Source organism: Streptomyces aurantiogriseus (assembly GCF_014649375.1).
Lineage (GTDB): Bacteria > Actinomycetota > Actinomycetes > Streptomycetales > Streptomycetaceae > Streptomyces > Streptomyces aurantiogriseus.
In genome coordinates, this window is the sequence record NZ_BMSX01000004.1 from 362,984 (window position 1) to 381,906 (window position 18,923).

The following is an 18,923-nucleotide window of genomic DNA, read 5'->3' on the forward strand; positions in this document are numbered from 1 at the left end:
AACCATCCCCCTCCAGGCGTCCCCCGCGCCTCCTGGTTCCCAGGCGGTCCGGCACGGCAGGACCAGCCCCCTGCCCCTCCGGGCCCGCGTCCCACCCCTCATTGAGGGCGCTTGCCAGAGAGAAGGAAGACAGAAGTCAGCACAGCGGGGAGGCCCGGTGTTCCACGGCTCGATCCCCGCGGACCTCCGCGCGATCATCCACGAGCACGCCACCACGTGGCGTGGCCAGGCCGAGGACATCCACGTCGGCTGCTCGGGCAACTTCACCATCGAGCGCGTCCTGCACGACTCGGGCTTCCGACTCCACGGCTGCGACGTGCAGCTGTACTCCTCCGCGATCGGCTGGTACCTCGCCGGGCAGGAACTGCCCATCACCATCCGCCCCGAGTCGGCGTACGAACTCGACTGGCTGGCCCCGTACATGGACGGCCGGGCCGGGACACTCGCCGTGGTGCTGCTCGGCTCCCGGTTCTTCCAGTGGATCGGACGCTACGAGCACCCGTACTACGGACGGATGTTGGCGGCGTATCGCCGGCAGTTCCCGGAACTGCACGCGAAGACCGTCGCGAAGATCGAGGCGCTGCCGCTGCGCCTGGCGTCGTACGCGCCGATGGACGTGAACCAGTGGCTCGCCGAACAGGTCCCGGCGGACGCCCCGGTCGTCGCCTTCCCGCCGTTCTACGCCGGAGACTACGAGGGCCAGTTCGCGGCGCTGGACAAGCATCTGGACTGGCCATCACCGGAGTACCCGACGCTGGACGACGCGGCGAAGCAGACCCTGATCGAGCGCGTCACCGACCGCCCTCACTGGGTGCTCGGGCTGCACTACGACGTCGACGAACTGACGGGCCACCTGCGCGGTCAGGTGCAGACGGCCAACCGCGGCCTGCCGATCAACGTCTACTCGTCGGTGCCGCGATCCCGGATCGTACGACCCCACCAGCGCCTGGAGCCGGTGCGCGCCCCGCGCCTCGTGCCGGGCCAACGGCTCGGCGAGACCCTGACGCTGGCCCCGCTGTCCATGGGCCAGTTCGCGACGCTGCGCTCGCAGTACATGAACCACAACATCCGCCCGGGCACGCCGACGATGGCGCTCGCGGTGCTCGTCGGCGGGCTCGTGGTGGGCGCCTTCGCGTTCTCGACGCCGAAGTACGACCCGCACAACGTGTATCTGCTCTCGGACTTCCCGGTGGCGCCGACGTCGTACGGGCGGCTGGCGAAGCTCGTGCTGTACGCGGCGCTCTCGACGGAGGCCCAGTTCCTGACGCAGCGCACGATGAACACCCGTCTCACGAGGCTGAACACGACGGCGTTCACCCAGCGCCCGGTGTCCATGAAGTACCGCGGGCTGCTGCGCCTGAACTCCCGCAAGGACTCCACCGATCCCGCCTACCGGTACCAGCTCGACTACGGCGGCGAGCTGGGCCGCTGGTCGCTCGACGAAGGGTTCGCGCAGTGGAGGAGAAAGCACGGACAGGCCGAGGGACTGAAGGAGGACAGGAGCCCATGAGTGAGCCGCTCAAGCCCCGCTTGGTCGAGGGCGACCCACGGGAGCTGACACTGCTGGACGTCAACGCACGGTTCATGCGGCATGAGCAGTTCCAGCGCCTCGTGGCGAACATCCGTGCGGACGGGGCACTGACCTCGACCCCGCTGGTGTGGAACGACAGCGAGTCGGGGCGTCGGATCGTGCTGTCGGGCAACCACCGCACGAAGGCCGCCGTCGAGGCCGGCCTGGAGCGCATCTGGTGGATGGAGATCACCGAGCCGCTGCCCAGGCAGCGGCAGATCGCGTTGCAACTGGCTCACAACGCGATCGTGGGTGAGGACGACCCGGCCACCCTCAAGTCGCTGTACGAGGAGCTGGAGGACGTCTCCATGCGCCTGTACTCCGGCCTGGACGACAAGACGCTCGACCTGCTGGACGAGGTCAGCGTGCCGAGCCTCGCGGAGGCCAATCTCGACTTCGCGACGGTGCAGATCGTCTTCCTGCCGGACGAGAAGGAGGCCGCGGAGAAAGCCTTCGAGGCCGCGCGGAAGGCCGCCTCGGCAGACGCCCGCTGGCTCGCGCGCATCGAGCAGTACGACAGCGTGCTGGACACGCTCGACACGGTGAAGGGCGCGCACAACATCGGCAACGTCGCCGCCGTGTTCGCGATCATCCTCGCGCTGGTCGAACGCCACCTCGGTGAGCTGGCGGACGGCTGGTACGACCCGGACGAGCAGACCGCCACCCGCAAGGGCACCGCGCCGGTCGAGACGGTACTGGCCACCCGCACCATGCCCGCCGACGCCGCGGCCGTCGTGCAGCGGGCCATCGACCGCATGGAGCGGGACGGCGACATCGAGGCCGGCCAGCGGTGGCGAGCCCTGGAGCTGTGGGCCGCCGACTACCTGGCGGGTGCGGCGTGAAGCAACCCGGCGTACAGGTCGGCGTACAGGTCGGCCAGGTATGGGCCGACAACGACAAGCGGGGTGAGGGCCGCACCGTGCGCGTCGACGAGGTCGACGTCCGCTACGCGTACTGCACGGTGCTCACCGCGGCCACGCCCGGCGGTCGGACCGGGCACCGGACCCGGATCGCGCTGGAGCGGATGCGGCCGACGAGTACGGGCTACCGGCTCCTGGACGGTGCGCCGTGAACGGGGAGCTGTACCGCAGGCTGCTCACCGAACGGTACGGGCCGCTCGACCGACTGGAGGCCGAGCGCTTCCCGCCGGCCATCGACAGGGCGGGGTCGGCGGGGTCGGTCACCGGCACGAGCGAGGAGCAGTGGCGTCATCAGGTCCGCGACATCGCCACGCGCTACGGCTGGCGCCTGCAGTACCACACGGCGGACTCCCGGCGCTCCGACCCGGGCTGGCCCGACGAGGTCTTCGGCCACCTCGGCCAGCGCCGCACGCTGTTCGTCGAGTTCAAGACGGACACCGGGCGGATCCGCCCGGCCCAGCGCGAGTGGCTGGCCCACCTCGCCGACAGCGGGTTCGAAGTCGCCGTATGGCGCCCTCGCGATCTGCCCACCGTCCTGGGGGTGCTCGGCCCGGCACGGCAGCGGGCCGCTCTTCCCTCGGACTTCCGGAGGCCGACCTCGTGAGCGACCCGTACGCCGGCGAGCTGAACCGGCTCCACGCCGAGATCGACCACCTGACCACTGTCCACCGCACGGCCGCCGGCCTGGCCCGTGCTTTGAGAGAACACCTCTCGGACGAACCGTTCCGCCTCGCCGACCAGCTCGCTCGCCTCCTCGCGGGCGAGCTGGAGCCCGACGACATCCCCGAGGGAGAGACCTGATGAACCTTGCCAAGGACTCCGCGTCGTGGGAGCGCACCGTCTCCGTCACCCCGCTGCCCGACTCCGTACGCCGCAGGGCCGCCCTCCAGGTCGCCGCCCGCGCCGTCGGCAGGAAACGCGCACAGCGTCGCGCGGACTGCGCCGACCTCCTGGCGCACCTCGGCCTCCTCGACCCGGCTCTGCAAGGCCCGTCGAGCTGAGACAGGACGTCCGTCAGGAGGGGAGCGGGAGGAAGTGGAAGGAGAGACAGGCCAGTCGGGAGAGCACTGATCGGATGGCGGACAGCGCCGAGGCATGGGAGCGGCAGCCGAGCGAGTCGGCCGCCGCGTGGGAGGCGTTCGCCTGCTACCGCGACCTCGGCCTGTCCCGCAGCATCGGCAAGGTCGCCGAACGTCTGGCCAAGTCCCGCACGCTCATCGAGCGCTGGTCGACGACACACCGCTGGGTACTGCGCGCCGAGGCGTGGGACCGGGAGCAGGACCGGCTCTGGCGCGGCGAACAACAGCAGGCCGCCCGGGAGGTGGCCCGCCGGCACGCCCGCCTCGCCTCCGCAGCCCAATCGAAGATCATCGCCCAGCTTCAGCAGCTCGACCCCGCACGCCTCAGCCCGTCGGACGTGATCCGCTGGCTGGAGGTCACGATCCGCATCGAGCGCCAGGCGTACGGCATGGACCTGGCCGACGCCGCCGCGGCGGCCTCCAAGGGACCGGAGACGGCGGACGTGTCGGGTCTGACGGACGAGGAACGCCGGGCCCGTATGGAGCAGCTGCGCCGCGAACTCGAGTCCCGCATCGGCACGTTGGGCGGTGACCAGCCGTGACCGCCGATCCGCTGGCCGCGCTGCCGGACGCGGCCGCCATGTCCGACGCCGAACTACACGCCGAGATCACCGCGCTGATCGAGGCCGACGCGGTCTCGGCGCGCCGCTGGGCCTGCGACCGCCCCGCCTGCGACGGCCTGCCCCATTCCGGCTGGCTGCACCATCACGCCCGCGCCACGCAGCGTCCACCCGAGGGCGACTGGGCGGCCTGGATGATGCTGACCGGCCGAGGCTGGGGCAAGACGAAGTCCGCGGCAGAGGCCGTACGGGAGTGGGCGACGACGCCGGGAACGATGATCGCGGTCGTCGCGAAGAACGCCACCCTGGTCAAGGAGATCTGCTTCGAGTCTCCCAAGTCCGGCCTCTTGGCGGTCATCCCGCCCGAGGACGTCCGCCGCTACAGCCCCGGCAACGGCCTGACCACTCTCCGACTGAGGAACGGCTCGGCGATCTACGGCTTCGGGGCCGAGACCCCGGACAACCTGCGCGGCTTCGCCTTCGACAAGGGCTGGCTGGACGAGTACGCGGCCTGGAACCGCCACACGGCCCAGTCGGTGTACGACATGCTGTGGTTCTGCCTGCGCGAGGCACCAAGCCCTCAGGTCGTCATCTCCACCACGCCCAAGCCGCTCCCCCACGTCAAGCGCTTGGTGGAACGCGGCCGGCGCCCCGGCTCCACCGTCGTCCTGACGACCGGCCGCACCGAGGACAACCGCGCCAACCTCTCCCCCGCCGCGCTCGCCGAGCTCGACTCCGAGTACGGCGGCACCCGCCTGGGCCGCCAGGAGCTGGACGGCGTGCTCCTCGAAGACGTCGAAGGTGCCCTGTGGAAGCAGTGGATGTTCGAGGTGGAGGGCTTCCGCATCGCCCGCCCCGCGGTCCCGCCGCTCGACCGCCTGGTCGTTGCCGTCGACCCTGCCGTCACGACAACGGACTCCGCGGACCTGACCGCCTTCACCGTGGCCGGCCGCTCCTACCCGCTGGAGCAGATGTACGGCGACCGCCGCCCCCGCGGCTACGTCCTCCACGCCGAACAGGACCGCCACACCCCGACAGCCGCGATGCGCCGCGCCGCAGCCCTGTACCACGAACACCAAGCCGACTGCGTGGTCATCGAGGCCAACAACGGCGGCGACTACCTCCCCGCCCTCCTCGCCGAGATCGACCCGACGGTGCCGTGCCGCGTCGTACACGCCACCCGCGGCAAGCGGGCCAGGGCGGCGCCGGTGGCGATGCTGTACGAGCAGTCCCGCATCAGCCATGCGGGGCCGCCGCGTACGTTCGCGGCCCTCGAGGAGCAGATGACGACGTACGTGGGCGCGTCCGAGGCCGAGGAGAGGTCACCCGACCTTCTGGACTCCTGCGTCTGGGCGCTGACGGATCTCTTCCTCGACGGCACAGGATCGGGCATGCCGACCGGTGCCGCGGACCACCGGCTGGATGGTCGTCGATGACGGGCGGCAGACGCGTGAAGGCCCACAGCTTGCCAGGTCACGGGCGGTAGGGGTGGTCTAGTTGTGCCTGCAGTGCCCGTGCGCCTCACCGCCCATTAGGCTGCGCCGCCTTTCACGACGGAAATCCCCTGCAAGGAGTCACGGATGCGGCGATGGCGGAAGCTCCTCATCGACACGTGGGGACCGCTGGCGTACAAGCCGGCTTTCCAGGCGGCAGCCGAAGGCCGGCCGACGCGGCTCCCCGGCCCCATGGCTGCCTCGTGGCTGCCCAGTACGGACCGGCGGCGCCTGGCCGCGTACACGGTGCTCGCCGCGTACGACAGCAACCAGGCCGCAGCCCTGCTCGACGAGGACGGCGATGACCGACGCGAGTACGGCGACGCCGCCCTGATCGTCGACCAGACGCTGAGCCACCTGCTCGGCGAGACGCAGCAGATCGTCGTCGAAGGCGCCGAGGAGGACACGGCCGCGCAGGAGCGGGAGACCCTGCTGCGGCAGTGGGCGCAGTCCGAGCAGCTGCCGATGCGCATGCAGCACGCCGAGCGCACGGCCGTACTGCTCGGCGACTCCGTCTACCTTCTCGCCTGGTCCCGTGCGAAGAACCGCCCGGTGCTGAAGACCATCGACCCGGGCTTCTACTTTCCGGTGCTGCCGGACGGCTCCCTCGACACGGACGACTACCCGCAACGCGTCCACCTGGCATGGGAGGTACCGGAAGACCCGGCAACGGGTCGCAAAGGCACCCTGCGCCGCGTGACCTACGAGTTGGGTCCCATCGAGGACGGCGCCTCCGCACGGACGTACCCGTGGTCGAGTCGGCCGAGCACCACCACCTGCTACCTCACCGACGCCGAATGGGACCTGGACCAGTTGGACCGAACCGGCGACATCGACGTGCTCTCCCTGTCCCGCGCCCACTTCCGCACGAACGCCGACGGCGAGGTCCTCGACCACCTCGATCTCCAGCTGGACTTCATCCCGGTCATCCACGTACCGAACACAATCGACAGCGCCGAGCACTACGGAAAGTCCAGCCTGCTGTCCGCCGCCCAGCTCCTGGATGACCTCGCCGCCGCCGACACCGACAGCCAGCGCGCCTCAGCCACGACCGGATCACCGATCATCGGCCTGTCCGGGGCACGTCTCCCGGTCGACCGCAGGACCGGCAACCCGCTGCCCGTCCAGGTCGAACCGGGGATGGTCTGGCCGCTCGGCGACAGCGGCCAGCTCAGTACCGTCGACACCTCGACACAGCTGGCCGAGCTGCGCGCCTACGTGGAGACGTTGCGCGACCGCCTGTCGGTGGTGACCCGGCTGCCAGGCAGCGTGCTGGGCACGATCCGTCCCTCCGAGGTTCCGTCCGGGTACGCCCTGCAACTCAGCTTCGGTCCGCTCGACGCCATGGTCCGTTCCATGCGGCGCGCCCGCGAGGCGAAGTACCCGTTGCTCCTGAAGATGGTGCAGCGGCTGTACCAACTCGGCGGCGTGCTGCCTCCCGGCGACAACCCCAGCGCCACGATCGTCTTCGGCCCCTACCTGCCGACCGACCTGTCCGGCACCCTCGACCTGGTGACCCGCGGAGTACAGGCAGGTGTGCTTTCGTTGGAGACCGGCGTGCGCATGCTGGTCGACGCCGGCTTCCCGATCGAGGACGCTGCCCAAGAGGTGGAGCGCATCCGTGCAGCAGGCCGGTCTGCGCCGGCTGCACGGCAAGGCACTGACGACGAGACGGAATCCGTGACCGACGACGCGGCCTGAACCCGGAGATCCCGCACCACACAGGCCGGCCAGGAGTATTAGACTCCGCGCCGACGCGGGGGCGTCTGGGCGAGGAGTGCCCATGACCGAAGCCATGACCGACGAACCGACGAGGCCCGCCGCCGAGCCCGCCACCGAGAACACCGGCGTCGCCGTGGTCACGCTTCCCCAGGACGAACTCTCCCGCCGGTTCGCCCGGGAGAAGGACCAAGGCCGCCGCGCCGGCGTCCGCGACCTGCTCGGTCAACTCGGATTCGAGTCCGCGAAGGCCCTCACGGAGTTCGTGGAGAACCAACGCCAGGCCGAGCAGCAGCGCAGGGACGCCGAACAGGCACGTCTCTCCGAGGCCGAGCGCCGTGAGCAAGCCGCGGCAGAGCGCGAACGCCAGGCACAGGACCGGGAAGCGGAGGCCACCGCACGGGAGCGAGACGCCGCCCGCCGCGCCGTACTGGTCGGCCTGGGTGCCACCGGCGCGGAACTGGAAGACGCCGTCGCCCTGCTCGCCCGCCGCATCGAACCGGATGCCGACGACTCCACCCTGGTCCAGGCTGCCGAGGAGCTGAAGCAGCGCCGCCCGGAACTCTTCGGCGCCCGCTCCCCACAGCCGCCGACTGCCCCGCCCTCGGGCAGTCCCTCCAACATCCCGGGGCGCTCCGGCAGCACTCCGCCCCGCCCCGGCCAGTTCGGCCTGGACCTCGCCCGGCGCCGGGGCCACCTCAGGGAACCCTGACCCCCAGCCAGCCGCAGGGACCGCGCCCTCTGCACCTCCGCGGACGACGGCACCACCGGTGACCGTACGGCCTCACCGCCGACACGCCCTCGCGGAGGAACCCGGCGTGGATATCCAACCGATCACCTACTCCCAGTCCGCCACCGCCGACCGCCCCTGGCTGGCGTCCGTCCACGGACTCGACACCCCGGTGACCATCACCCTCGACACGACCCTGTTCACACAGGGCACTCACTACGCACCACCGAGCCCGGCCCAGCCCCACAACGTCATGCACTCCGGCATCCCCCTCGGCCGCATCACCGCCACCGGCCTGTACGGCCCCTGGGACAGGGATTCCACCGACGGCCGCGCCACCTTCACCGGCGTACTCCTCGCCGACGTGCCCTTCGCCCCCGGCAGCCCCCGCGCCGGCGCGGCCCTGCTCTGGCACGGCGTGATCGCCGCCGCCCACATCCCCGGCGGCCTGGACGTCTCCACCATCACCGCCTCGACCGCACAGATCCACTTCATCTGAGCTCTCCGACCCGCTGAGGATCCCGCCCCATGCTCGAAACCCTGCTGCGCGACATCGACGCGGCCGACCTGAACGCCTTCGCCCGCACCATGCAGACGCCGGCCGACTTCGAACTGACCCGCACGATCATGCCGGAACGCCGCCTGAACTCCGTCAAGTTCCGCATCAAGAGCAGCAAGCGACGCGTGAACGCCGCCAAGTTCCGCGCCTACGACGCCCAGACCGCCATCGCCCGCCGCCAGGCCGAGAAGATCATCACCGAGGGCATGCTGCCCCCGCTCGGCCAGAAACTGATCGTGGGTGAACTGGAGCAGATCCTCCTCGACACCTCCCGCGGCGCTGACTCGTCGGAGTTCGTCGAGCTCCTCTACGACGACATCGAGCGCCACGTCGAGTCCATCCACAACCGCATGGAACTGGCCGCCGGCGACCTCCTCCTCGACGGCAAGTTCACCCTCAACGGCGAGAACGGTCTCACCCTGGAAGCCGACTTCGGCGTCCCGGCCGCCAACATGCCCACGGCCGCGAAGCCCTGGTCGGACCCGGCCAGCGACCCGATCGCCGACGAACTGCGCTGGATCGAGTACCTGCGCTCCATCGGCGCTCCACTCCCGGCCCGGGTGCTCACGTCGTACAAGGCGAGGGCGACGCTGGCGGCGAACGACGCCTACCGTGCGGCGTACTACGGCAGCGTCAACGGCTCGACCACACCCACCGCGGTCCTCGCCCCCAACGAGGTGGAGGTCGTCCGCGCCCGCTACAACCTCCCTCCGATCACGGTCTACGACGTCCAGATCTCCGTGGACGACCAGTACCAGCGCGTCATCCCGGAGGATCGCTGGATCCTCCTTCCCCCCAACCCCGAGTCCTGGGCGGAGACGCAGTACGGCATCACGGCGGAGTCCCTGGTCCTGTCCTCCAGCACCAACCCGGCGATCACCCGCGAGGACGCCCCCGGCATCGTCATCACCGCCGACTACCAGGACGACCCGGTCCAGGTCTGGACGAAGGGGTCTGCGGTCGCGATGCCGGTGATGTACGTCCCCGACATCCACATCACCGCGAAGGTCCTTTGATGCCAACCACCCGAATCCTCGCCACGGCGGTCTTCGTCAGCGCCCCGAAGACGCGGGAGACGTTGCTGCTCGAACCCGGCACTGAGGTCAGCGACCCGGCGATTGCCGCGCAAATCACTCATCCCGACGCCTGGCTCTCGCAGACCCGGCGGCGCTCCCGTATCACGAGAGCCGAATCGTCATGAGTCTGACGGATGCTGAGTACGCCTACCTACACTCCGAACTCGGCGAAGCGGAGCGCAGTGACCTGGAAGCTCGTTACCAGCGCCTCGGCTCGCTCCGAGCCGTCGCCATGGAGGTACTGCGTGAGCGCCGAGCGGCGCTCGTGGCTGACCCGTTGTCCGTCTCCGTCCAGGGTATCGCCACCATGAGCAACGCCGAGAACGTGAGAGCCATCGAGAGACAGATCGCGACGCTCCGGGAGGCCGACGTTGACAGCACCTGCCAATCCCCGGTCCTGCTGATCCGAAGGCCCCTTCGCTGACATGAGCTCGCGCCACTCAGCTTTCGGAGCGCGCTGGTAGAGGAGGAGTTGCAGGTGGTTAATCCCACACCTGCGGATGAATCCGAAGGTCTCTGCATCTCCTGTCGGTCCGGTCCCATATGATTGGGCCGTCTCAGAATGCGCCAGACCGTTCCCAAGAAGACGGGCCCTTCCGTACACCTCCACCGCTTAAGTGAGCACTGGTCATCGGTCTGTTGGTCACAGGGCGAAATCGAGCTCAGCAGGCTCGGAATCTTGCTCTGGCCAGCCGTTCTGTGATCTCTTGGTGCTCATTCATTTCGTAGTGACGGAGGTTGGACTGTGAGTGGCCACTACGGTGTGCCCCTCGAGCGGAGTGACCAGCTCAGGCTCACCCCCCACCAGCACAGCTGTGAACCGGAGGGGTTCGAGGAGTGGCTGCGAACCTTCGGCAAGGACAAGCGGCTGGCGGTGGACCTGTTCTCCGGTGCGGGCGGCCTGAGCTTCGGCGTCCAGATGGCCGAATGGACACTGGCCGCAGCCGTCGACAGCGACGAACGCGCGCTTGAGACCCACAGGGCGAACTTCCCTGGCCTCAGTCTGAAGATGGACCTCGGCGACGCGGCAGAGCGCGACAGGCTTGAAAAGATCCTCCAACCGGCAACGATCGACCTCGTTGCCGGAGGGCCTCCCTGCCAGCCCTTCAGCCGGGCCGGCAGGAACAAGATCCGTGACCTGGTGGAGAACCACGGCCGTGATCCCGAGGACCGGCGCAAGGAGCTCTGGCGCGCCTACCTGGACATGGTCAAGCGACTTCGTCCGCGCGTCGTCCTCATGGAGAACGTGCCAGACATGGGCCTTCATGACGATTTCGCCGTCATAAGGATCATTGAGGACGAACTGGAAGAACTGGGATACGCCACCCAGGTGCGCCTCGTTGACGCCTGGAACTACGGGGTGCCGCAGCACCGCAAGCGTCTGATCTTCCTGGCAAGGAACGACGTCGACCGTTTCTCCTGGCAAGCACCCCAGTCCCAGCCCACAAGCCTGCGCGACGCCATCGGAGACCTGCCGGTTCTCGAGGTGGTCCCCACCGAGAGGGTCGGGCAGCGGCAGCTTCCGTACCGGACACCGCGCAACATCTCCGCCTTCGCCCGGAAGATGCGCGAAGGAGCACCCAAGGGCAAGGTCTGGGACCACATGACCCGGAGGGTCCGACGCGACGACTACCGGATCTTCGAGGTGATGGAGTCCGACACCCTCTACTCCAACGTCCACAAGAAGCTGGGCGAGGACGAGAAGACCTACCTGCGTTACAGCACGACGAACTTCACGGACAAGTACAAGAAGCTTGCCTACAACGAGCTGAGCCGGACGATCACGGCTCACATCGCCAAGGACGGCTACTGGTACATCCATCCTGAGCAGAACCGTACGCTCACGATCCGTGAGGCAGCGCGCGTCCAGACCTTCCCGGACTGGTTCAGGTTCGCCGGCACGCGGAGTGACGCCTTTCGGCAGATCGGAAACGCGGTTCCACCTCTGCTGGGTAGTGCCGCTGCCGAGGTACTGAAGCCGGTCGACGAAGCCGTCACCACCACAAGGCTCCGCCCGCACTGGCGGGAGGTCAGGGCCGTACTCACGGAGTGGGCCGTGCGGGAACGGGACGGCGGACAGTGGTACCAGTTTCCCGCCGAGGAACCGATCTCCCTGCACGCCGCGGTGGTCGCTCTCCTCTCCGGAGCAAGGGTCAAGCCAGCTGCCATGGCGGAGATCATGTCATCCGTCAGACGATCAAAGCGGCTCACGCCGACACTCTTCAAGAAGCTGGTCGACACGGCACCGACGGCCCCCGTCCGGTCCCGACTGGAACGGCTGGCACCGCTGGTGGACAAGCCCTCCGCCTGGCAGCAGGACAAGTTGCTCGAGGTACCGGAGAAGCTCGGCATGAAGCCGGCTGAGGCCGCCCTCTACCGGGTGCTCGTCGGAGACGCGAACATGCTGGTCGTGCAGGGTTCACTGCGGGTCGCTGCGCGGGTGAACGGCCTCGACCCCAACCACACGAACCGCATGAGCGACGGCCGCGTCAACCTGGTCAAGCTCTTGGGTGCAGGGCCGGAGGCGCCGCTCCGCATGGCAGCGGTCCGCCTCATCGGCAACAGCCTGTGTCGGGACTCCCAGCCGGTCTGTTCCGAGTGTCCACTGGCGGCCTACTGCCCTCGCCGTGAGTCCGACGATCTCCTGGCGCTGGCCGTCGAGGTGTGACCAGGGCTCTGGAGTGGCCGGCCCCGATCATGCTCGGTCGCCTTCGCCACTCTTCGAGCCGCGCTGTCGACGTCTCGGCGGACCTCGCACTCCCAGACGCGGACCACCGTCCAGCCGGCGGCGGTGGCCGCTGCCGTGTTCCGACGGTCTCGTTCCCGGTTGGTCTCGATCTTCTGCTGCCAGAGGGACGCGTTCGGCCCTCTGAACTCCTCCGGGGAATGGTCTGGGCAGCCATGCCAGAAGCAGCCGTCAACGAAGACGGCGACTCCGTAACGCGGCAGCACGACGTCGGCCGTACAGCGCGGTGCAACCCGGCGATGAAGGCGGAAACGGTACCCCATACCGTGCAGCGCGCGGCGCAGCGCGATCTCGGGAGCGGTGTCACGCACCCGCCGCCCCCGAAGGTGCTCCCCCTTCTCCGTGGGGATCCACCCGTCGCGGCCCGTGTTCTTCCTGTCGACCATGCCTTCTGACTCCAGCCCAGCTGTAGAGTTCGCGGTCGAGGGTGTCACACTCATGCCATGATCCGGGAACCTGCCGAGCTCAGCGTTGACCACGACGGCCGTGTCGAGTTGCCCTTGGGACTCCTGGCTGAAGCGGGAATCGCACCAGGTAGCGACGTGGTTGCCTTCAGTGACGGAGATGGTCGTATCGTCCTGCGCAGGGCTGAGGACGCGATGAAGGACCTGGTAGAGAAGGGCCTCCTCTGACTCTGGTCCCTCACCGCAGTGCAGCCCAAGGCGCTCAGGACGCCAGCCTGAATCCCAGACGGTGGGCTTCGTTCCGCACGTGGAGAGCCTGCGCCACCTGCGTGTCTGGCACTCCCTGTCCCAACTCCAGCTTCCGTCCGACCGAGTAGGCGAGCTGCCTCTGCCAGGGCTCGAGGTTCCGTGTCTCCTTGGCCCACCGCTCGATCGCGTACCACTCTTCAGGCGACACGAGGGTCACCTCACCGCGCGCCGCCGAGGACGCCTCGTCGTCCGCGGCGACCACCTCGTCCAATGGGTGGTCGAGCAGCTCCGCCTCCAGTGTCGGCGGGACTGCCCAGCGCACTCTGGACACGGCGTCCCAGCACGCCGCCTTCTTGGCCCACTCGCCCACGTGGGCCCCGTCCCTGGGGTGCGTCACCACGTGCATGACCCGAGGGCACAGATCGTCGATCGCGTCCTCAAGGGTGGTGGACACCGCCTGCTCACGCCAGATCCGATCAAGATCCACCCGCTTCTCGGTGGCCAGGGTGAGCCGGGCAACGGTGTACGTGGTGACCATGGACTTGTGGCTTCCGGCTCCATGGGACGCCGCGATCCTGTCCACGGCCTTGAACAGGATCGCCATCGCGATCACCCGCTGGCAGTACAGGACGTCCACCCTGGGCTGCGCCTCGTCGATGCGGGCCATGAACTCGTTAAAGTTCTTCTGGGCGCCACGGCTGACCCAGTACGGGAGCTGGTGCCACGAGTGCACGTACTTGGCCAGGTCCGACTTGGAGAACTTCTGGCTGGTCGGATTCAGATCCCGGAACCTGCGCTGCTGCGCCGGCGTTCGTGCGTTGGCGAGCCCGTCCGTGTACTGGCCGCGGGCACGCTCGTAGAACCAGTGCGTCTCCTTGCCGCTGCCGTCCTTCGCGGGCGCCCACAGCGATCTGGTGATCTGCTGGAACCTCACGTGGTACTCGTGGTTGGAGCTGAAGTCCACCAGCGTCACCCGGTTCTGGGTGTTGGAGTAGCGGGAGATCTTGGGAACGATCTCGGTCAGCTGGTCCGGTGAGACCTCAGTGAGCTTCATCTGGACACTGACCTGGGAGAGGTCCTTCCTGTCCCGAAACATCACGTAGTGCAGGGACGCCGTCGTCTGGCCGCCGTTCACGACCTGGATACCGTGCACGCGGGAGATGTGCGTGGGCTGCCCGTCGGCGTCCTTCAGAAACTCGACCTGTGACGCGGTCGCCGTGATGCCGTTGTTGTATGCAAGGAACTTGCCCGGGTGCTCCAGCGCCGTCTGACGGATGCCCTTGTTCACACCTCCGCGGACCTGCAGGAACGATCTCACGTTGAGTTCGAGGAGCCGCGTGTCGTACTCGGCGTACAACTCGGCAAGCACCCGTCCGGGAATGACCGCGAGAACGACGGAATGGTCGGGCTCGTTGCTCGGCGCGGAGACGCAGGGCAACGGAGGGTCGAACGACACCACGATCGGCTCGCCCAGCACACCGGAGGTGGCGTGCCGGTGCAGCCTTGCCAGGTCCCACACCTCGTGGGTCACGGGTATGCCGTCCAACTCGTTGGCCGACACGTCCGTCCAGGTCCCCACCCTGTTGCTGAGGAGGAACAGCCGGATCCTGTTCACCTCGGTGAGCGACTTCCCCACCGCCGCACACATGTCGTAGGCGTCGAAGGACTCGCCGACCTCCTGGCCGAAACCCTCCCCGCAACGGCGCACAAAGGTCAGGAGCCTTCTGAAGCGCGTCTCGGTGTCCGCCTTGCCGAGCTTGGAGTCCAGCGGGTTCAGGTGGAAGTCGGTGATGAAGAGGTCCAGCGTGTCGCCGGAGTCGCTGACGCCGTAGCCGTGTACCTCGTGGCCGTGCGTCTTGTGGTACGCAGTGAAGGTGTTGGCCACGACCCCGGCCTGTTCGAGGTCCTCGAGGACCCGGCGCGTGAACGCCTCAGGCGTGGTCGTGCCCTCGGCCTCCGCGTCCGCCTGCACCTCCAGCAGCAGGCTGTGCGAGTACTCCTGCAGGTCCAGCTCAGTCATCTTCCCCCCTGATCATGCCGACCACCTCGTCGGCCGTCACCCTGTAGTCACCCAGCCCCGAGATGCCGATGTTGTAGGAGCAGTCGCCCACCCCCTCGGGGAGGTCCTTCTCGACGATCCTTGGGAAGCCCTCCCGCACGTGCCAGAAGTGAAGGTCCCGGAGCGTATAGCGAGGCTCGTCGTACAGGTCGCGCTGCCCGGGGAGGTAGCCGACCTGAACGAGTCTGCCGTCGAATCGGGCGCGGGCGGAAGCACTGGTGAGCTGCTGTCGGATTCGGTCGACGCACCTGTTCAGGCTCTCGCCGGAGCCTCCGCGGCGTTCGTCCAGGACGGCGAGTGCCAGCAGGAGCGTCGGCGTTCCTGTGCCGTCGAGCTGCCTCTCGCTTGCGATGTGGACACTGCGGGGCCTCTTCGCGACGCTCGTCTTGGTCTCGATGGCCACCTCGGGAAGCTGGAAGTCCTGGTTCGCGCCGGTCGGTCCCGTCCAGGCGTCGACGGCGTCCGACTGGGATATGGAGGACAACAGGTGCCTGCCCAGCAGGTGCAGCTCCCCGTACAGACCGCGCCGTGCTTCGGGTCCGAGCCCGTCTCTGGCGACCGTGCGCAGCAGGTCCTGCCACCGTCCGAACCGGTCAACCGCCGCCGTGAGTGCCTCCGCGGCCCCGGAAGCCTCGCGTACCTTCTCGGCCACGTCCGTGACGAGGGGGTTGAAAACCTCCCGGAGGTCCTCGGCGGTCAGTATGACCTGGAGCTCGTACTCCACGCGGGAGACGGCGGTGAGGTTCATCTCGAGTCCGGCCGCCCGCGGCAGGCGTCCGACCGACCGGACGATGTGGTCCGCGGCCCGGGCGTCCGACCTCAGCACGAGCATGCGCTGCCGACTCGGGTGGGAGACCGAGAGGAAGATGTCGACCGGGGCCTGGGGATGGAGCCTCAGGACCGAGCGCCCCGGGCGTTGTTGCCCGCTCTCGAGCGTGTTCCACTCGGACTCGGTGACGGTCACTCGTCGTCCTCCTCCTCGTCCGTGGAGTAGATGTCCTCCTGGAACCAGATCTGGTTGACCACGTACTCCGTCTCGGACTGGTGCTCGGAGTTGGGGAAGCTGACCTGGAAGCCGACCAGCGGCTTGTCCGTGTCGACGCCCTGGGACTGCAGCTCGATCGGATAGATCAGCAGGAGCGCCTGGTCCGTGCGCCGCTGCCACCGGATGTGGTCGCCCGACGGGTTCCTGGGTGCAGGCTTCTCCAGCTTCTCGGCAGCACGCCGGGAAAGCTCCCGCGCAGCCTCCCTCTGCTCTGGGGCAAGGTCCAGCATCTCGTCCGGCGGGCTCAGTACACGACGGATCGTGTACCTACCGTCGGCCTTGTAGGTCTCCTTGTTCAGGGGGTTACGGGTGACGAGACCGACGGTGTGGCCGGCGATCTCCTGTGGGTAGTCAGAGCCGGACCTGCTGACCAGGCAGACGGTCCAGTTACCCAGCTCGCCCACCTTCCTGCACTGTTCGATGTACTTCGCAATGAACCGGGGCCTGACCCTTTGTGCCATGCGGTCGGTCTCGTATTCCGTCAGGAAGCTCGTGACCAGTTCGGGGGGCACACCCCGCCACAGAAGCCTGCCCCCGGCTGCCAGTTCCTCCGGCTCGGCCACTGCATCCAGCCTTCGGACGAGGTTCTCGAGGACCTTGAAGTTGCTGTTGATGCTGCCGCGGCTGAGGTTGAAGATCACGGACTCCGGGCCCTCACCGGAGTAGCTGAGCAGCACCTTGGTGCCCCGCCGCATCTTGTTCGCCGCTGTCACGGTCAGTCCCAGCGATGACGACCTGACCTTGAGACCGAACTCCTTGGGGGTGAGGTTGAGCGCCGCCATCTCCTCGATTTCCCGGATCAGTTCGTCCGTGGCGGCGGTGACCTCGACGTACGCGGCTTCGAGTGCGGGCGTCGTGTAAAGCCGGCAGACGTCCTCGTAGCCCGGCCTGTAGCCGAACCAACGCCCCATCTGGAGCAGCGTGTCGTACGTCTTGGACACGCGGAGGTAGTAGCTGACGGTGAGTCCCTCGAGCGTGAGACCCCGGGACAGCTTCTGGCCGCCGATCGCGATCACCGAGAGGCCGGACCTGCGGTTCTCGAAATAGTCCAGCGCGTCGCGGGAAGCGCCGTTGACCGTCTTGACCTGGATCTTCCTGATCGCGGGTAGCAGCTGCTTGGAGACCTGGTCCCAGCTCAGACGTTCCGCCTCGTCCTCAGTGAAGCACTCTGTCGTCGGAACGAAGTCCTTCTCCCACAGCTCTTGGAGCTCGCTCATGAGCTCGGGCCCCTTGCCGTACCGGTCACGGAGGGTGTCGATCACGAGGCGAAGGTGATCGTCGACCTGTTCCCTCACGAGTTCCTGCACTCCGGTGAACCGCGTGACGTGGACCAGCATGGAGTTGTGCACCTTCGTCTGACCGCGTGCCCGTCGAGCGGCACAGGCAAGGACGAAAGAGGCGATCGCCTCCCGCAGAGAGGCGGGAAGCTCGCTGGCAGGAACGTCCCGCGACCTGTGGTTGGCGGGCAACCAGGCGTCAGAGTCATCGACGGGACGGACGAGAGGCAGTGCGAGCACGTCCTCCTCGTCGTCTGCGTCCGTCGCGAGCCCGAAGGTGCGCTCGGGCCCGAGGTAGTTCGAAGGAGCCGGCAGGGTTCGGATGAAGCTCTCGGGAAAGAGGTCGGCTCCCAGCTCGGCGTGCTTGGTCTCCGGATCGATGTAGATGTTGGCGAACGGTGTCGCCGTGTACCCGACGTACGCTGCCTTGTCGAAGCTGTTGATGAGCTCGCGGATCGCCTTGTTCGTCTTGGTCGGATCCGCCTCCGGCTCACGTGCGGTGTTGATGGACGCGTTGTCCGCCTCGTCGTCGATTACGAACAGCGGCACATCCCGCACGATACTGCGGCCGTCCTCGTCCACGGTTCCGTGAACCTCCGTGACCCACTTACGGAGGTAGGACAGGATCTGGTAGTGCTTCTTGATCACAAGCACGACGGGAAAGCTTCCCAGGGGGAAGTTCACCGTGTTCGCAGCCTGCTTTCCGAAGTCGCCCTTCTCCGAGCTGTTCGTCGGGGAGGCGATGTCGAGCTTCTTGGCGAACGGCATCCTCCCGGCACCCATGAGCCGGGACTTGCCGCCCTCGGAGGAGCGCATCTGGAACTGGGTGTCGAACCCCAGGAGACCCTCGTCTATGCGCAGCTGCGTCTGGCTGCGAAGGTCGTTGTGGATGCCGGCGAGGACCACGATGAGCCGGTAGCCGGCATCAACGGCCTTGGCTGCCAGACCGATGTATTGCCCGGTCTTGCCGGACTGGACCTGCCCGATCACGAGACCGGTCCTCCGCCACCTGCCGGGACGCCGCGGGTCCTCCAACTGGCCCAGTACCTCGTCGGTGGTCTGGTCGAGTCGCCGGACCACCCATGGGGGCATCCCCCGCACGTCCTCCAAATACCTGCGGTACCGCTCCCAGAAGTCCCAGTCCCGGTCGTTCTTGGCCTCGGGCAGCCAGGGCAGGTGCCCGTCCGAGTCGTCGTCAAGCCCCGAGGACCGTCCCTGGAAGATCGCGGTCATGGCCTCGATCTCCTTGGCCAGAACGTCACGGTCGATCGACTTCCCCTGCACGCTGAGCAGGCCGTGGACAGCGTTCACGGCGCTGTCGACCTCCTGGTCGGTCGGCTGGCGGTCCGGGGACAGCATCGCGAGAACGAGGCGCTTCGCCGTGGCGAGGGAGTCGTCAGGGGACTCTTCGGGCGTGACGCTCACTGGTTGACCTCC

At 68.0% G+C, this 18,923-nt stretch carries 20 protein-coding genes; 16 read left to right on the forward strand and 4 right to left on the reverse strand.

Features of this window, described 5'->3' with window-relative positions; all coding sequences use genetic code 11:
• The first annotated feature begins 157 nt into the window (after positions 1-157).
• The 15 genes from IE263_RS11085 to IE263_RS11155 all read left to right on the forward strand — a co-directional run bounded on the left by IE263_RS11085 (position 158) and on the right by IE263_RS11155 (position 12,374).
• Positions 158-1,510, forward strand: a complete 1,353-nt coding sequence (locus tag IE263_RS11085; protein ID WP_189934896.1) for a putative antirestriction adenine methyltransferase — start codon at positions 158-160, stop codon at positions 1,508-1,510.
• Positions 1,507-2,412, forward strand: a complete 906-nt coding sequence (locus IE263_RS11090; RefSeq protein WP_189934898.1) for a ParB/Srx family N-terminal domain-containing protein — start codon at positions 1,507-1,509, stop codon at positions 2,410-2,412. Before IE263_RS11085 ends, IE263_RS11090 begins: the two co-directional genes overlap by 4 nt.
• A complete protein-coding gene (locus IE263_RS11095; protein ID WP_189934900.1) occupies positions 2,409-2,642 on the forward strand; it encodes a hypothetical protein in 234 nt (77 codons plus the stop codon). The genes IE263_RS11090 and IE263_RS11095 overlap by 4 nt, the downstream gene beginning before the upstream one ends.
• Complete coding sequence (locus IE263_RS11100) at positions 2,639-3,094, forward strand: VRR-NUC domain-containing protein (protein WP_229910902.1); 456 nt, start codon at positions 2,639-2,641, stop codon at positions 3,092-3,094. Before IE263_RS11095 ends, IE263_RS11100 begins: the two co-directional genes overlap by 4 nt.
• Entirely contained in the window at positions 3,091-3,291 is a 201-nt protein-coding gene (locus IE263_RS11105) for a hypothetical protein (protein ID WP_189934902.1), read from the forward strand. Before IE263_RS11100 ends, IE263_RS11105 begins: the two co-directional genes overlap by 4 nt.
• Positions 3,291-3,491, forward strand: coding sequence for a hypothetical protein (locus tag IE263_RS11110; protein ID WP_189934904.1), 201 nt, complete (start codon positions 3,291-3,293; stop codon positions 3,489-3,491). Before IE263_RS11105 ends, IE263_RS11110 begins: the two co-directional genes overlap by 1 nt.
• Before the next feature lie 74 nt (positions 3,492-3,565).
• On the forward strand, positions 3,566-4,111 hold the full coding sequence (locus IE263_RS11115) for a hypothetical protein (protein ID WP_189934906.1): 546 nt from the start codon (positions 3,566-3,568) through the stop codon (positions 4,109-4,111).
• On the forward strand, positions 4,108-5,565 hold the full coding sequence (locus IE263_RS11120; RefSeq protein ID WP_189934908.1) for a phage terminase large subunit family protein: 1,458 nt from the start codon (positions 4,108-4,110) through the stop codon (positions 5,563-5,565). The genes IE263_RS11115 and IE263_RS11120 overlap by 4 nt, the downstream gene beginning before the upstream one ends.
• A 144-nt stretch (positions 5,566-5,709) precedes the next feature.
• The gene (locus IE263_RS11125) at positions 5,710-7,323 is read left to right on the forward strand and encodes a phage portal protein (protein WP_189934910.1); all 1,614 of its coding nucleotides are present in this window, start codon (positions 5,710-5,712) and stop codon (positions 7,321-7,323) included.
• An 82-nt stretch (positions 7,324-7,405) separates the two neighbouring features.
• Entirely contained in the window at positions 7,406-8,053 is a 648-nt protein-coding gene (locus tag IE263_RS11130; protein WP_189934912.1) for a hypothetical protein, read from the forward strand.
• 106 nt (positions 8,054-8,159) lie between these two features.
• Positions 8,160-8,570, forward strand: a complete 411-nt coding sequence (locus tag IE263_RS11135; RefSeq protein WP_229910903.1) for a head decoration protein — start codon at positions 8,160-8,162, stop codon at positions 8,568-8,570.
• A gap of 29 nt (positions 8,571-8,599) precedes the next feature.
• On the forward strand, positions 8,600-9,646 hold the full coding sequence (locus IE263_RS11140; protein WP_189934914.1) for a major capsid protein: 1,047 nt from the start codon (positions 8,600-8,602) through the stop codon (positions 9,644-9,646).
• Complete coding sequence (locus IE263_RS11145; protein ID WP_189934916.1) at positions 9,646-9,831, forward strand: hypothetical protein; 186 nt, start codon at positions 9,646-9,648, stop codon at positions 9,829-9,831. The genes IE263_RS11140 and IE263_RS11145 overlap by 1 nt, the downstream gene beginning before the upstream one ends.
• Positions 9,828-10,130: a hypothetical protein gene (locus tag IE263_RS11150; RefSeq protein WP_189934919.1), complete on the forward strand. Its 303-nt coding sequence runs from the start codon at positions 9,828-9,830 to the stop codon at positions 10,128-10,130. The genes IE263_RS11145 and IE263_RS11150 overlap by 4 nt, the downstream gene beginning before the upstream one ends.
• Positions 10,131-10,451: 321 nt before the next feature.
• Positions 10,452-12,374: a DNA cytosine methyltransferase gene (locus IE263_RS11155; protein ID WP_268256011.1), complete on the forward strand. Its 1,923-nt coding sequence runs from the start codon at positions 10,452-10,454 to the stop codon at positions 12,372-12,374.
• On the opposite strand, the gene IE263_RS11160 is transcribed toward IE263_RS11155, so the two are convergent.
• On the reverse strand, positions 12,320-12,892 hold the full coding sequence (locus IE263_RS11160; protein ID WP_308430604.1) for a very short patch repair endonuclease: 573 nt from the start codon (positions 12,890-12,892) through the stop codon (positions 12,320-12,322). The genes IE263_RS11155 and IE263_RS11160 overlap by 55 nt on opposite strands.
• Before the next feature lie 3 nt (positions 12,893-12,895).
• On the opposite strand from IE263_RS11160, the gene IE263_RS11165 reads away from it, so the two are divergent.
• Positions 12,896-13,084 carry a hypothetical protein gene (locus tag IE263_RS11165; RefSeq protein ID WP_189934923.1) on the forward strand — a complete coding sequence of 63 codons (189 nt, stop codon included), beginning with the start codon at positions 12,896-12,898 and terminating at the stop codon, positions 13,082-13,084.
• Between the two features lie 34 nt (positions 13,085-13,118).
• On the opposite strand, the gene IE263_RS11170 is transcribed toward IE263_RS11165, so the two are convergent.
• Genes IE263_RS11170 through IE263_RS11180 form a run of 3 tightly spaced genes read right to left on the reverse strand, consistent with a single transcriptional unit; the run spans position 13,119 to position 18,911 of the window.
• On the reverse strand, positions 13,119-15,125 hold the full coding sequence (locus IE263_RS11170) for an AIPR family protein (RefSeq protein WP_189934925.1): 2,007 nt from the start codon (positions 15,123-15,125) through the stop codon (positions 13,119-13,121).
• Positions 15,118-16,128 carry a PD-(D/E)XK motif protein gene (locus IE263_RS11175; protein WP_189934927.1) on the reverse strand — a complete coding sequence of 337 codons (1,011 nt, stop codon included), beginning with the start codon at positions 16,126-16,128 and terminating at the stop codon, positions 15,118-15,120. Before IE263_RS11175 ends, IE263_RS11170 begins: the two co-directional genes overlap by 8 nt.
• Entirely contained in the window at positions 16,125-18,911 is a 2,787-nt protein-coding gene (locus IE263_RS11180) for a Z1 domain-containing protein (RefSeq protein ID WP_229910904.1), read from the reverse strand. The genes IE263_RS11175 and IE263_RS11180 overlap by 4 nt, the downstream gene beginning before the upstream one ends.
• Positions 18,912-18,923: the final 12 nt, after the last annotated feature.

What these genes read in the sequence shown, in the direction of transcription:
- IE263_RS11090 (WP_189934898.1), top strand. Translation starts at nt 1,507, where the DNA reads ATGAGTGAGCCGCTCAAGCCCCGCTTGGTCGAGGGCGACCCACGGGAG.
- IE263_RS11110 (WP_189934904.1), top strand. Translation starts at nt 3,291, where the DNA reads ATGAACCTTGCCAAGGACTCCGCGTCGTGGGAGCGCACCGTCTCCGTC.
- IE263_RS11115 (WP_189934906.1), top strand. Translation starts at nt 3,566, where the DNA reads ATGGCGGACAGCGCCGAGGCATGGGAGCGGCAGCCGAGCGAGTCGGCC.
- IE263_RS11125 (WP_189934910.1), top strand. Translation starts at nt 5,710, where the DNA reads ATGCGGCGATGGCGGAAGCTCCTCATCGACACGTGGGGACCGCTGGCG.
- IE263_RS11130 (WP_189934912.1), top strand. Translation starts at nt 7,406, where the DNA reads ATGACCGAAGCCATGACCGACGAACCGACGAGGCCCGCCGCCGAGCCC.
- IE263_RS11140 (WP_189934914.1), top strand. Translation starts at nt 8,600, where the DNA reads ATGCTCGAAACCCTGCTGCGCGACATCGACGCGGCCGACCTGAACGCC.
- IE263_RS11145 (WP_189934916.1), top strand. Translation starts at nt 9,646, where the DNA reads ATGCCAACCACCCGAATCCTCGCCACGGCGGTCTTCGTCAGCGCCCCG.
- IE263_RS11150 (WP_189934919.1), top strand. Translation starts at nt 9,828, where the DNA reads ATGAGTCTGACGGATGCTGAGTACGCCTACCTACACTCCGAACTCGGC.
- IE263_RS11160 (WP_308430604.1), bottom strand. Translation starts at nt 12,892, where the DNA reads ATGAGTGTGACACCCTCGACCGCGAACTCTACAGCTGGGCTGGAGTCA.
- IE263_RS11165 (WP_189934923.1), top strand. Translation starts at nt 12,896, where the DNA reads ATGATCCGGGAACCTGCCGAGCTCAGCGTTGACCACGACGGCCGTGTC.
- IE263_RS11170 (WP_189934925.1), bottom strand. Translation starts at nt 15,125, where the DNA reads ATGACTGAGCTGGACCTGCAGGAGTACTCGCACAGCCTGCTGCTGGAG.